This is a genomic window from Brasilonema angustatum (assembly GCF_059505445.1).
Genome location: NZ_JCACKO010000151.1, coordinates 114,669 through 128,272 on the forward strand (window position 1 = coordinate 114,669; position 13,604 = coordinate 128,272).

Below are 13,604 nucleotides of genomic sequence, written 5' to 3' on the forward strand. Positions count from 1 at the left end.
AAAGCAGACGAAATGAGAAAAGGAAATTATCCCTCTCTCCCTTCCTCTCTCCCTCCCTCCCTCTCTCCCTATTCCTAAATTTATAAATGCGTATATTTATCAGTACTGGCGAAGTATCTGGTGACCTGCAAGGGTCGCTACTGATTACTGCACTCAAGCGCCAAGCTGCGGCGGCTGGCTTGGATTTAGAAATTGTGGCGCTGGGTGGCGAAAAAATGGCTAGTGTTGGAGCCACCCTTATAGGTAATACCAGCGAGATTGGCTCGGTGGGTATTTTGGAATCACTGCCTTATGTATTACCAACACTCCAAATGCAGCAACGGGCGATCGCCTATCTCAAGCAAAATTCACCTGACTTGGTGATACTGATTGACTACATGGGACCAAATTTGGCAATTGGTAATTATATTCGCCGGAACTTGTCACATCTTCGTGTAGTGTATTATATTGCACCACAGGAATGGGTTTGGTCGCTTAATTCACGTAATACCAATATGGTTGTTGGTATCACAGACAAGCTGCTAGCAATCTTTCCAGAGGAAGCGCGTTACTTCCAAGAAAGAGGAGCAAAAGTGACCTGGGTAGGGCATCCTTTAGTAGATAGAGTCCAAAACTTTCCCAGTCGAGAAGATGCTCGTGCCAAGTTAGGAATTGCGGAAGATGTGATCAGTGTTGCTCTTCTCCCCGCTTCTCGTCGCCAAGAACTAAAACATCTTCTGCCTGTGATGTTTCAGGCGGCTCAGGTGATTCAAGCAAAATTACCTAATGTGCACTTTTGGATACCTCTGTCTCTTGAAATCTATCGAAAACCTATAGAAAAAGCAATACAGCGGTACGGTTTGCGAGCTTCTGTGGTGTCTGAAAAAACTCAGGAAGTGATCGCCGCCGCTGATTTAGCAATCACTAAATCTGGTACAGTTAACTTGGAATTGGCACTGTTGAAAGTGCCTCAGGTTGTCCTGTACCGACTTCATCCGATTACGGCTTGGATTGCGCGGAGTGTGCTCAAAGGTTCTATACCTTTTGCATCGCCACCCAATTTAGTTGTGATGAAGCCAATTGTGCCAGAGTTTTTACAAGAAAAAGCGACTCCAGAGAACATCACCGAAGCAGCGTTAGAAATACTGGTTAATGCAGAACGTAAAAACCAAATATTGACAGATTATGAAGAAATGCGGCAGTGTTTGGGAGAATTGGGAGTGTGCGATCGCGCCGCCAAAGAAATTTTGCAAATGCTACCAAATTTTGAGCATTAGATTTTTAATTAGTTTAAAAGTCAATTATTCAGGGTAAAGGCGTTGCTAACAGCACCCTTATTCGTTTTTTATTTAAAATTCACATGTGAGTGGCTTAAACATCCAACATGATTGACAGTAATAAGAAAGAAAGACCTATAGCTGTTGATTTATTTGCTGGTGCTGGTGGCATGACTCTTGGTTTTGAGCAAGCAGGATTTGACGTGCTTGCTTCTGTTGAAATTGATCCAATTCATTGTGCAACACATGAATTTAATTTTCCTTTTTGGACTATTTTTTGTAAAAGTGTTGTTGATATTACAGGAGTAGAAATTAGAAGCAACTCTTCTATTGGTGATCGAGAAATAGATGTAGTCTTTGGCGGATCACCTTGTCAAGGTTTTTCCTTGATAGGTAAGCGTCTTTCTGATGATCCTCGTAATTCCCTAGTTAAAAACTTTATACATTTAGTTCTCGAATTGCAGCCAAAGTTTTTTGTTTTAGAAAATGTTAAAGGAATAACTCTAGGAAAGCACAGAGACTTTCTTTCAGTCATCATTAATGAATTTGAGCAAAGTGGTTACAAAGTTCGCAAAGATTACAAAGTCTTAAATGCTTCTGAATACGGAGTGCCACAGAATCGCGAAAGACTATTTTTACTAGGTTGTCGTCAGGATTTAGAATTACCAAATTATCCTGCAGCCCTGACTAGACCTGCAAAATTAAATAAAGCAGGTTTTCAAAACCAACTACCATTAAGTCCAACAGTGTTTGATGCAATTGGCGATTTACCTGAAGTAGAAGATTATATAGAGCTTTTTGAAAAAGATTCGGTGATAGCAGAATTTGGTAAACCAAGTGATTACAGTAGACAACTTCGTGGTTTTTGCTATACAGATAAGGACTATTCATATGATCGTAAATATGACTCTAGAATGCTCACCTCAAGTTTAAGAACAAAGCATAATTTAGAATCTATAAAAAGGTTTAAAGCTACTCCCGGCGGAAAAATAGAACCTATTAGCCGCTTTTATAAACTTGCTCCTGAAGGAATATGCAATACACTTAGAGCAGGAACACCAAGTAATAGAGGAGCTTTTACTTCTGCTAGACCAATTCACCCATCTACCCCAAGATGTATTACTGTGCGTGAAGCTGCACGTTTACATTCTTATCCAGATTGGTTCAGATTTCATGTCACAAAATGGCATGGATTTCGACAAATAGGAAATTCAGTTCCACCTTTATTAGCTAAGGCTGTAGCATCAGAAATTATTAAATTTCTTGGTTTTTGCCCATCTAAACCTAGAATTATACAAGAACTAGGAAACGAAAATTTACTGATGTATGATATGTCTAAAGCTGCTGAACATTACGGTGTTAATTCACGTATTATAGAATTAAGAAAAAGAAAATAAAAAATATTTATAACATTGTGATTTTTAAAATTCCAAGATGACTAACCCACTTAAATTAAATAACTATAAGAAAGAAATAGCGGATTTGTACAGCCGCAGAAGCCAAACTTACGATAATTCAAATTGGCATATTCAGATTGCTCATAGCCTGATTGAGTACGCACAAATAAAACCTGGACAACACGTTTTAGACATTGCAACTGGCACAGGTATGGTCGCGATTGAAGCGGCTCAAATTGTAGGATCTCAAGGACGCGTCATCGGCGTGGATATTTCAACTGGAATGCTTGAGATAGCAAGGCAAAAAGTTGAAACATTAGGTTTTGCGCATGTTGAATTTCAGCTTGCGGATGCGGAAGCACTGAACTTTTCCGCCGATAGTTTTGACACAATTTTGTGTTCCTCTGCGCTGATTTGGATGGCTGATATTCCAGCCGCCTTGCGTCAATGGATGCGATTTCTTAAACCAGGTGGACTTATTGGCTTTCATGCATTTGCAGACACTGCTTTTGTTGGAGGCGTCGTTGTGCAGAAAGTCGTCGAAAAGTATGGCATTTCATTAGCGTTGAGTAAACCAACAGGAACGGTTGAAAAGTGCCATGACTTGCTCCAGCAAGCAGGATTTGAGGCAATTGAAATCAAGCCTGAGCAATATGGTAGCTACATCAGCTTAGAGCAAGCAAAACAAATGTGGACAGGAGGTTCCCATCCAGCACCGGGACAATTTCCAAATCCTTTATCGCAACTTTCATCACAGCAGTTAGTACAAGTCAGGGCTGAGTTTGAAGCAGAACTAGAAGCATTAAACACAGACCAAGGGGTTTGGAATGATATCACCATCTTTTTTACATTTGGTCGTAAGCCCGCAAACAGCAGTGAGTTGTGTTAAGAAATAGGGAAATATCATGCCCAAGCTCGGAAAAACGTGCTATCTTCCCAAACTGCAGCACTACGCTGCTCAATTGCAGCTAATTCCTTGTTTCCAAGAGGTTGGAAAGCTTGAGCAACATTGACGTTATCTTCTAATTGCTTGACCGTTTCAGCCGCAATGACGCAACACTGAACACCCGCTTGGGACAAACTATATCCCATAGCTTGCTGCATCCCACTTAAACCGCCTGGTTTGAACAACCGACCATAAGCTGGTACTTTCATCGCAATCACGCCAACATTCTTTTGTTGTGCGATCGGAAGAACAACTGGGAGAAATGGACGGGGGTGGTGTTTGTCAGCAGCGTTGACGGGGATAAGCGTTGTGTGGAACGGATAGCGACGCAATCCTTCAGCAATCACTTCTGGATCGTGGTGCCCGGTTATGCCAACAAAGCGGACGAGTTTTTGCTGCATCGCCTCTTCTAAAGCTTTGACTGCACCAGATGAACTAAAGATGGTGTTGAGTTCTTCGCGCGAAGAGACGTGATGCAATTGCCACAAGTCAAGATGATCTGTGTTTAAACGTTTAAGACTTCTTTCTAACTCTCGCCATGCACCATCACGATCTCTTTTATCTGTCTTGCTTGCCAGAAAAATTTTTGACCGATAAGATGGTAGTACTTTCCCTAAATAATCTTCACTTGGTCCGTAGTCAGCGGCAGTATCAAAGTAACGAATGCCTAGGTCAAGTGCTTTTTTAATAATAGCCACAGCATCACGTTGTTTTCCTTCCGAAGACAAAGGCGTTTGACCTGCTCCTCCTAAGCCAAAAATGGGGACTTTGACTTTTGTGCGTCCCAGCACTCGTTCTGGCATAGTCGCTGGTGGTTTAGCAGTGTCAGCGACTTGTTGTTGCAAGGTAGATGCTCCTACAATACTGCCTGTGACAGCAACACCAGTGATAAGGAAGTTACGCCGCGTCGTGTTTCCTGACATAGTTTGCTTACTGGGATAAATCTGCTTTTCTTTCTGTATGTTAGCCCAGAGTCACTGTGGGCAGTGGATTGTAAAAACTAATTCAATACGGCATTTTGCCTAGCAAACTCTCGATGAATTTGATACTGGATAATTTTTTGCTGTGCCATTGGGTAATCCTGACTAGAAGTTGGCACGTTTTCTAAAAGTCTAATTGCTTGTTTCCACCGATTAAGAACTATTTGCCACTCATCTTTAGTTTGCGCTGACTTTGTTAGCTGTGCTGCGATTTTACCTTTGCTAATAGCCCGATCAAAAGTGTTATCTTTAGTTTTAGGAGCAGATTCACGAGTAATTTCTAGTGGTTTTTCTAAAGAGATACTTGCAGATGAAAAAGTTTGTTGAACTTCTGGTAAGTTAGCAAACAGATATACCCATAAAGCAACTATGGAAATTAAACTAAATGTGAAAAATATCTTGGACAACTTTCGATTTTTCACTAAAAAATCAACAATTTTTGGCTTTTTAGTTGGTACTTGAGCAGTTTTTTGGATTTCTGTAGCATCAGTTTTCTTTGGCTGAGTTTCATCAGTCTTAACATCGGCTGGTGCATCATTTATTGTCTTTGCACTTTCCGATTCAGCATTAACAATATCAGCAAAAATCAAATAAGACTTAAATGAATACTCAATTTGGTAAAAAATAGCAGCGCTGATGATCCAAAAAATAGCAAAGATTGCTTGTATATTTTTGTGAGGTTGAGTGTGGCTGTCAATGATTGTTTCGTAGTTGAGTTTAAATAGAGGTAAAAAAGGAGTAGAAAACAAGATTGCAATTAAAGTTGAAAGGACAAACACAAGCCAACTATATAAACTTTCCCACCAACTTATCAATCCAGGAACAAATCCTTTGATATTGATTGTCCCTTCTCCTGGAATAACAGGGATGAAACGACTAATAAAAAAGTGATGAAAAAAGGCGATCGCAGGTATCGGTAATATAGCGACTAATATTACCAATATGGTAAGTAGTTCTGGGTTATCTGACCATTTAGCGAAATTAAAGTCCAAACCGTTGCTACGCCTTATCAAAGCGAGCAACCCAGTCATAAACACTGATAAGATCAAGGCATTTAACCAAGAACTGGGGTAAGGAAACCATCTGGGTAATTTAAGCTTTCTCATCTCACACCTACTTTGCTTGACTTAAGTGGACAGATGTCTACATTTCCAAAAGACAGGGTAGTTGCGTAGCTGCTTGTTATTAAACCTGATAATTGCAACATTAGACTGTAACATCTCAACAGGAAACTTTTTGTTGCATTAAACAATACTGGTGTGCTAAAGAGTAACCTATGAAATCTCATATTAAAATGATATTTTATTGCATCTATCTAAAGTATGAATTAATTTGCATGAAGAAAAAAGAGTAAAGTTATACACTTCCATATTCGGAACGATTTCGCAAACTCCAAAATTTCAACTCAAGCTAAAAATATGAAGATTTCGCAACGTCATGCTTGGTCTTTGACAGTGGATGAAGCTAGAAAAATTCAAGAAAACCTAAGATATGAGGTCATTACCGAAGATAAACTCAAAGAACCCATACAATATGTAGCTGGGGTAGATATGGGTTTTGAAGCGGATGGGACAATTAGCCGTGCAGCTGTCGCAGTCCTAAGTTTTCCTGATTTACAGCTACAAGAAACAAGCCTAGCATGCCGTCCGACAACATTTCCTTACATCCCTGGGTTCCTCTCATTTCGTGAAATACCCGCTGTACTAGATGCACTGGAAAAGATTCAAACAATACCACACCTTATTTTGTGTGATGGACAGGGAATTGCTCATCCTCGAAGATTTGGTATAGCTTGCCATTTGGGTTTAATTGTGGATATACCTACAATCGGTGTAGCTAAATCGTTGCTTATTGGTAAGCATGAAGATTTGCCAGAAACACGCGGTAGTTGGCAACCACTCATAGATAAAGGAGAAACAATTGGAGTTGTTTTACGGACGCGTACAAATGTAAAACCACTCTATATATCTAGCGGTCATAGAATTACTTTACCTACAGCAATTGATTATGTATTGCGTTGTACGACAAAATATCGGCTGCCAGAAACAACACGCATAGCCGATAAACTGGCGTCTGGAAAATAATCACAATAACCAAGATTGCGAACAGTGAATCAGCGCTATGGAGAATGGTAACCTGAAGCTAGGTGTCACAATGGTTGAAGTGGGTGTTCAATCTATCACGTTCATAAGTCAGACGAAAGAACTTGCAGGTGCTGGATACCCTTACGGAAAGCATCCTAATAATTTATGACTCCTGAAACAATCAATAATCCATTTCTCCGCCTCAAAGTTCGCTCTTTGCTGCTGCGGCTTTTCCTGATATCTTTCGTCCTTGGTTTGGGGCTGGGGCTAATTCAAGTTGCCAGACCGTTGAATTTCAACCCTCAAGTCTTGAATCTCGTCCTTTACATTTTCGTGTTCGGGTTACTTTCGCTTTGGACACTGGCAGACTTCAAGCGCTTAGGAATTCACCTTAAGTACGTTGTTGGTCGATTGCCAAATAACCATAAGTGGTTGCCAAAGGTCGGCTTAGTTCTTCTGTTGATACTATTTTCTATTGGTTCCTACCTGGTCTTGTTGTACCTACTGTCATTAGTCACTCCATCACTTGTAGATAGAATCCTACATGACGTTGCCAAAACGCCAATACCTCAAACGACTGCACCAGTGTTGTTCAATTTGCTGCAAGCGATCGTATTAGTGATTGTCGCCCCAATTACGGAAGAATTCCTCTTTAGAGGGATTATTTTGCAACGCTGGGCAAGTAAGTGGGGCATTCAAGCAGGATTGTTGGGTTCCTCGCTTTTATTCGGCATCGGGCACGCGAATTTTCTGGGATTGTCTATGGTAGGAATGGTTTTAGGGCTGTTATACCTCCGGACACGCTCGCTCATGGTACCCATTGCCTGCCATGCGATGAATAATTCTTTTGTAGTGGTCATGAGTCTGTTAAACACTGTTTCAAAACCTACCCCAGCCATCAACAGCCTAGAACAGTTACGTCATAGCTTGTGGTTCGGTATCGTGTTTATAGTTCTCTCACTACCTCTTTTAGTACGCTTTGTTTCGCAAAACTGGCCACGCAAAGATGCAGCCATCCCCTACTTCATCAACTCTTCTCAAAAAGAGTCATGAAAAAATTACACAATAGATATAGAAATGTATAGAATCTTATAAAAATATAAAAAACACATTTTAAAGATGCAGACATTTGAAGCAAGTTCCCTAATGCATCTGTCAGTTGTACCAAAACGTTGCCAGCCTCTAAAAATTGTGGCGTTAGGAGATAGTTTAGTATATGGATTTGGCGATCCAGAAGGAGGCGGCTGGGTCGAACGACTACGACGATGTTGGATGTTAGCAGATAGCCCAGGTCATGTTCTTTACAATTTGGGAGTGCGGGGCGATCGCATTCAGCAAGTATCACAAAGGTTAGGAGTTGAATTTCGCCACCGGGGTGAACTGCGAAACCAAGTTCCCGACTTGATTATTCTTTCAGTAGGAGTCAATGATTCCGCACGGCTAGGTCGTCTCAACGGACGAAACTATACAGATTTTGCGGTTTTTGAATCACACATTACATTTTTACTTGACCAGGCACAGCAATTATGTCCGGTTTTATTTGTAGGCATGGTACCAGTTGATCAAGCCAAAATGCCATTCATGAATTGCTTTTACTATAATCATGCCGACCAGCACCGTTACAAAGAAGCTATCCGAGTTGCTTGTACCGCAAGGAAAATTCCCTATCTCGACATTTTCCAAAAATGGATGGAGCGCACTGAAGCTTGGAGACTCAAACGTTTGAGCAAAGACGGTCTTCATCCAAATACACTTGGGTATCAAACTCTGTTGGAAGATGTTATCAGTTGGGAAGCGTTTGCTTCTTACAACTATAGTTCGTGTGAGTGAGAACTCACTCAACAATCTCGTCCACTGCATTAGTGGAAATCTGGCGCAATGCCTTAAACTTCTGTGCCTTTGGGTAGATGTAAGAAGGACTCTTACATATGCTACATTTAAGCGCTACTATCCCACGTAGTATCGTTACGAGCGCTATTCAAAATCAAAAGTATCTGCACCCCCTGACGTGAAGGCAACTGTTCCGGAAGACATATTTATTGGTGACAGCGAGATGGCAATGCTGATGCGGACGCACTCGTGGTCAGCTTCCCCACTCGGTCCAATTAATCAGTGGCCGGGGAGCCTCCGCACCGCCGTAAACATCTGCCTGAACTCTCGCTTTCCGATGGTGATCTGGTGGGGAAAAGAACTGGTACTGCTGTATAATGATGCTTGGCGACCAATTTTGGGAAGTAAGCACCCTACAGCGTTAGGTAGACGCGGACAAGAATTCTGGCAAGAGAATTGGGACATCATTGGCACGCAGCTCAATAGCGTTATGGCGACTGGAAAGGCAACCTGGGCTGAGGACTTGCTATTGCCAACAAATCGACACGGATATCTCGAAGAAGCATACTATACCTACTCTTATAGCCCCATCTTCTTAGAAACAGGAGAAGTGGGTGGGGTGTTCACAGCCGTTGCTGATACGACAGAGGGCGTCTTAGGTGAACGACGCACAAAGACACTGCGGGATCTCGCAGGTCAAGCAGTCCAGGCAAAGACCCCTGAGCAAGCCTGTAGAATGGCGATGCAAACACTTAGCGAAAATCCGGCAGATATTCCCTTTGCCCAGCTTTATCTGCTCAATCCTCAGCGATCTCAGGCAGTCCTGCAAGGACGAACTGTTTCAAACATCAACTTAATAGCTGCTCCTGACTGTGTAGATTTGACTCAAAATAGCAGTGACTCCCCCTGGTCGCTGGTTTCGGTGGTAGAAAGTGGACAAGCTGTGCTAATCGAAAACTTAGTACAACAGTTTGGGAAAGTGCCCGCAGGACCATTGCAGCTACCCCTCCAACAAGCATTGGTTTTGCCCATTCGCGCTTCAGGGCAGGACACAGTGGTAGGAATGCTGGTGATGGGAGTTAATCCAAGTCGGGTGCTGGATGAAGACTACCGCAACTTCTTTGAGATGACAACAGGACACATCGCAAGTGCGATCGCCAACGCCCGTGCTTATGAAGAAGAACGCAAACGCGCAGAGGCGCTGGCTGAGTTAGACCGTGCTAAGACGACCTTCTTTAGTAATGTAAGTCATGAGTTTCGCACTCCCCTAACGCTGATGCTGGGTCCCTTGGAAGATGTACTCGCAAATCCGGCAGGACTGCAGACGAGGGAACGCGAACAACTGGAGACGGTGCATCGCAATTCCCTGCGTTTACTCAAGCTGGTGAATACCTTACTGGACTTCTCCCGAATTGAGGCAGATCGCATTCAGGTAGTTTATCAACCAACTGACCTGGCGTTGCTAACAGCAGATTTGGCAGGAGTATTTCGCTCAGCGATCGAACGCGCAGGGATGCGCCTATTGGTAGACTGTCCCCCCCTGCCGGAATTGGTGTATGTAGACCGGGAAATGTGGGAGAAGATTGTGCTGAACTTGCTCTCCAATGCCTTCAAATTCACGTTTGAAGGAGAAATCGCTGTTATTTTGCACGCTCGCAATGACCACATTGAGTTAGAAGTGCGGGACACGGGCACGGGGATTCCAGCGAACGAGCTACCCCATATCTTTGAACGATTCCATCGGGTGCATGGCGCAAAGGGACGAAGTTACGAAGGGTCAGGCATTGGTTTGTCGTTAGTTCAGGAACTGGTGCGGCTGCATGGCGGTAGAGTTGAGGTGAGCAGCGTTGTGAATCAGGGGACGAGATTCACCGTGTCAATTCCCACAGGATATGCTCACTTACCAAGCGACCGCCTAGATGCAAGCCGTACCCTCGCATCAACAGCAGTGACAACCGCAACTTATGTAGAAGAAGCGTTGCGGTTCCTACCAAACGTAGAAAATACAGAAGCAGAAGGAACAGGAAAAGAGTTTTTCTACTCTACCTCCTCTGCGTCCCCCAAATCTCTTGTCTGCCCTGCCATCTCTGGCCGTATTCTTCTGGCTGACGACAACGCTGATATGCGCGACTACGTGAAGCGCTTGTTGAGCCAATGTTATGAAGTTCAAACAGTGGGAGATGGAGTAGCTGCTTTGGCTGCCATTCGTCAGCAGATTCCTGATCTGGTACTTACGGATGTTATGATGCCAGAAATGGATGGATTTGAGTTGTTGCGATCGCTGCGGGCAGATCCGCAAACACGTGAGTTACCCATAATTTTGCTTTCCGCTCGCGCAGGGGAAGAATCTCGTATTGAAGGATTGGAAGCAGGAGCTGATGACTACCTGATCAAACCGTTTTCTGCCCGTGAACTGTTAGCTCGTGTTGAATCAAACCTGAAGATGTCTCGGTTGCGTCAGGAAGCGGCGCGGCGTGTTGCTGCACAGTATGCCGTCGCCAGGGTGGTCGCTGAGGTGACCACCCGGTCTGATGCTGTTCGTTTGATTCTGCAATCTCTGTGTGAAAATCTAGGATGGCAACTGAGTATATTTTGGAGTGTGGATCGTCAGTCCAATAGCCTGCACCAAGTGAATCATTGGCATGTACCCACCGTTAACGTTGAAACGTTTATACAAGCAAACCAACACACGACCTTTACGCCTGGTGTAGGGCTACCGGGTCGTGTTTGGGCAAGTGGTCAACCCCTTTGGATTTCAAATCTCGCCGTAGATGACAACTTTCCCAACGCAGAATTTGCCGCAACAGAAGGACTACGTGGTGTATTTGGCTTCCCGATTGTGTTGAATAACCAAGTATTAGGGATTATTGAGTGTTTTAGTACTCAAATCCAAGCACCAGATGCAGACTTGCTCCAGATAGTAGCGGCGATCGGCATTCAGCTTGGTCAGTTTATCGAGCGTAAACGAGCAGAGTCAGCGCTACAGCAGAGTGAACAGAAGTACCGTCGCATTGTGGAAACCGCCAGCGAAGGCATTTGCATCATTGACGCATACAGTCGAACAACTTACGTCAACCCACAAATGGCTGAAATACTCGGTTACACCTCTGAGGAAATAATTAGTCGTTCTTTGTTTGAGTTTATTTACCAAACAGATCGGGTGGAAGCAGAACAACTGCTGGAGCAACGGCGGCAGGGGATTGGTGGACAATTTGAATTTTGTCTGCGTCGTAAAGATGGCACTCCTGTATGGATTCTTTTTAGCACCAGCCCGATGATGAATGAAAACGGTGAATTCCTCGGTGCTTTAGCAATGGTGACCGATATCAGCGATCGCAAACAGGCAGAAGCAGAGCGAGAACAACTCCTCCAGCGTGAACGAGCCGCACGCGCCGAAGCAGAGACAGCAAATCGGATCAAAGATGAGTTTTTAGCAGTCCTCTCCCATGAACTACGTTCTCCCCTCAACCCCATCCTCGGTTGGTCAAAAATACTTCAAACTCGTAAGCTCGATCAAGCCCAGACGAGTCAAGCCCTGAGTGTCATCGAACGCAATGCCAGGTTGCAGTCCGAACTGATTTCAGATTTGCTGGATGTCTCGCGAATCTTACAAGGAAAACTCAGCTTGAATGTTTCGCCGGTCGATTTGGTAACGACGATTCAAGCCGCAATGGAAACGGTGCGGCTGGCGGCCCAAACCAAATTAATTCAAATTCAGACAATGCTGGAACCGAATGTAGGACAAGTTTTAGGAGACTCAAGCCGATTACAGCAAGTTATTTGGAATCTGCTTTCAAACGCAGTCAAGTTCACCGATGTAGGCGGACGAGTAGACATCCGATTGCAGCGCGTTGGATCTTGTGCCCAAATCACCGTCAGCGATACGGGTAAAGGCATTCACCCCGACTTTCTCCCCCATGTGTTTGAATACTTCCGCCAAGCAGATGCTGCTACAACCAGAAAGTTCGGTGGACTGGGGTTAGGGCTGGCGATCGTCCGTCACCTAGTCGAACTGCACGGCGGAACAGTTTTGGCACAAAGCCCAGGCGAAGCTCAGGGGGCAACTTTTACCGTGAGACTCCCACTCATGCCAACTCCACCCAAGACGAACCAGGACAGTAAATTGTCTGAGCAATCCTTAGATTTGCATGGCATTAAAATTTTAGTCGTGGATGATGATGGTGATACGCGAGACTTTGTTGCCTACCTGCTGGAGATGTATGGAGCAAATGTAACAGCCGTCGCCTCACCCTTCGATGCTCTGACTAGTTTAACCCAATCCAAGCCAGATCTGCTGCTCAGCGACATTGGCATGCCAGACATGGATGGCTACACACTGATGCGGCAGGTGAGAACTCTCCTACCAGAGCAAGGCGGGCAAATTCCGGCGATCGCCCTCACGGCATATGCAGGGGAAATTGATTCTCAGCAGGCAATTTCAGCAGGTTTTCAACAACATATTTCTAAGCCAGTAGATCCAGCAATATTAGTTGAGGTCATTTCCAACTTAGTTGGACGCAGCGATTAACTTAACCAAAACAAGGGATTGTCCAGAAAAGGCACTTCTATGGAGCGATCTGCGCTCAGTGTAGCAGCGAAGCGATCGCTCGTTCGATCACCATCAAATCATTATTCAGACTGTTGTTGACACTCCCCTGCCTAAAGGCTAGGGGATTCTACATTCACCGTCAGAACTTGCTCTACCAGGTTTGCACCAAGTAACGTAGTGGTTCCAACTCCTGTAGCGTTTGTTCGGGATTGCCCATCCCTACCTTTTGCAAGATTCAGAATATTTATTGCTGCGTTCACGTCCCTTTGGAACTTACAGCCACAACCACAGCTATGTGTCCGAGTTGAAAGGGACTTTTTCACGATTGCGCCACAATCAGAACATTTTTGAGATGTCATTCTAGGATTGACTGCAATGACTGTTGTGTTAAACTTAAGCGCAAAATATTCTAACCAACGACGAAACAGTGTCCAAGCCACATCATTAATGGACTTGGCAAGACGGTGATTTTTAACCATGCCTTTGACATTCAAGTTTTCATAGGCGACTAGGTAGAGTCGAGAGGAGGTATTATCCTCCGTCCCTCTCTGTTAGATCCGGA

9 protein-coding genes and 1 pseudogene are annotated in these 13,604 nt (G+C 44.0%); 7 read left to right on the forward strand and 3 right to left on the reverse strand.

The window, feature by feature from the left end; genetic code table 11:
* The first annotated feature begins 86 nt into the window (after window positions 1–86).
* From lpxB to AC5JM2_RS32705, 3 genes are all read left to right on the forward strand, one after another.
* Entirely contained in the window at window positions 87–1,256 is a 1,170-nt protein-coding gene (lpxB, locus tag AC5JM2_RS32695; protein WP_495839852.1) for a lipid-A-disaccharide synthase, read from the forward strand.
* Between the two features lie 107 nt (window positions 1,257–1,363).
* The gene (locus AC5JM2_RS32700; protein ID WP_495839854.1) at window positions 1,364–2,653 is read left to right on the forward strand and encodes a DNA cytosine methyltransferase; all 1,290 of its coding nucleotides are present in this window, start codon (window positions 1,364–1,366) and stop codon (window positions 2,651–2,653) included.
* 37 nt (window positions 2,654–2,690) lie between these two features.
* Entirely contained in the window at window positions 2,691–3,542 is an 852-nt protein-coding gene (locus AC5JM2_RS32705) for a class I SAM-dependent methyltransferase (RefSeq protein WP_495839856.1), read from the forward strand.
* Window positions 3,543–3,556: 14 nt separating this feature from the next.
* On the opposite strand, the gene AC5JM2_RS32710 is transcribed toward AC5JM2_RS32705, so the two are convergent.
* Together AC5JM2_RS32710 and AC5JM2_RS32715 are read right to left on the reverse strand one after the other, a co-directional pair.
* Complete coding sequence (locus AC5JM2_RS32710; protein ID WP_495839858.1) at window positions 3,557–4,522, reverse strand: aldo/keto reductase; 966 nt, start codon at window positions 4,520–4,522, stop codon at window positions 3,557–3,559.
* A 77-nt stretch (window positions 4,523–4,599) separates the two neighbouring features.
* A complete protein-coding gene (locus AC5JM2_RS32715) occupies window positions 4,600–5,685 on the reverse strand; it encodes a hypothetical protein (protein ID WP_495839860.1) in 1,086 nt (361 codons plus the stop codon).
* A gap of 312 nt (window positions 5,686–5,997) precedes the next feature.
* Here AC5JM2_RS32715 and nfi point away from each other — a divergent pair, with 312 nt between their 5' ends.
* The 4 genes from nfi to AC5JM2_RS32735 all read left to right on the forward strand — a co-directional run bounded on the left by nfi (window position 5,998) and on the right by AC5JM2_RS32735 (window position 13,021).
* Window positions 5,998–6,663, forward strand: coding sequence for a deoxyribonuclease V (gene nfi, locus AC5JM2_RS32720; RefSeq protein WP_495839862.1), 666 nt, complete (start codon window positions 5,998–6,000; stop codon window positions 6,661–6,663).
* A gap of 165 nt (window positions 6,664–6,828) precedes the next feature.
* Window positions 6,829–7,716, forward strand: coding sequence for a CPBP family intramembrane glutamic endopeptidase (locus tag AC5JM2_RS32725; protein ID WP_495839863.1), 888 nt, complete (start codon window positions 6,829–6,831; stop codon window positions 7,714–7,716).
* Window positions 7,717–7,782: 66 nt separating this feature from the next.
* Window positions 7,783–8,493, forward strand: a complete 711-nt coding sequence (locus AC5JM2_RS32730; RefSeq protein WP_495839865.1) for a GDSL-type esterase/lipase family protein — start codon at window positions 7,783–7,785, stop codon at window positions 8,491–8,493.
* Window positions 8,494–8,716: 223 nt separating this feature from the next.
* A complete protein-coding gene (locus tag AC5JM2_RS32735; protein WP_495839870.1) occupies window positions 8,717–13,021 on the forward strand; it encodes an ATP-binding protein in 4,305 nt (1,434 codons plus the stop codon).
* Window positions 13,022–13,152: 131 nt separating this feature from the next.
* Here the strand turns inward: AC5JM2_RS32735 and AC5JM2_RS32740 are convergent.
* Window positions 13,153–13,554 (reverse strand): annotated as a pseudogene (locus tag AC5JM2_RS32740) (RNA-guided endonuclease InsQ/TnpB family protein); the annotation flags it as partial.
* Window positions 13,555–13,604 lie beyond the last annotated feature (50 nt).

What these genes read in the sequence shown, in the direction of transcription:
- nfi (WP_495839862.1), top strand. Translation starts at nt 5,998, where the DNA reads ATGAAGATTTCGCAACGTCATGCTTGGTCTTTGACAGTGGATGAAGCT.
- AC5JM2_RS32725 (WP_495839863.1), top strand. Translation starts at nt 6,829, where the DNA reads ATGACTCCTGAAACAATCAATAATCCATTTCTCCGCCTCAAAGTTCGC.
- AC5JM2_RS32730 (WP_495839865.1), top strand. Translation starts at nt 7,783, where the DNA reads ATGCAGACATTTGAAGCAAGTTCCCTAATGCATCTGTCAGTTGTACCA.
- AC5JM2_RS32710 (WP_495839858.1), bottom strand. Translation starts at nt 4,522, where the DNA reads ATGTCAGGAAACACGACGCGGCGTAACTTCCTTATCACTGGTGTTGCT.
- AC5JM2_RS32705 (WP_495839856.1), top strand. Translation starts at nt 2,691, where the DNA reads ATGACTAACCCACTTAAATTAAATAACTATAAGAAAGAAATAGCGGAT.
- AC5JM2_RS32715 (WP_495839860.1), bottom strand. Translation starts at nt 5,685, where the DNA reads ATGAGAAAGCTTAAATTACCCAGATGGTTTCCTTACCCCAGTTCTTGG.
- lpxB (WP_495839852.1), top strand. Translation starts at nt 87, where the DNA reads ATGCGTATATTTATCAGTACTGGCGAAGTATCTGGTGACCTGCAAGGG.
- AC5JM2_RS32735 (WP_495839870.1), top strand. Translation starts at nt 8,717, where the DNA reads ATGGCAATGCTGATGCGGACGCACTCGTGGTCAGCTTCCCCACTCGGT.
- AC5JM2_RS32700 (WP_495839854.1), top strand. Translation starts at nt 1,364, where the DNA reads ATGATTGACAGTAATAAGAAAGAAAGACCTATAGCTGTTGATTTATTT.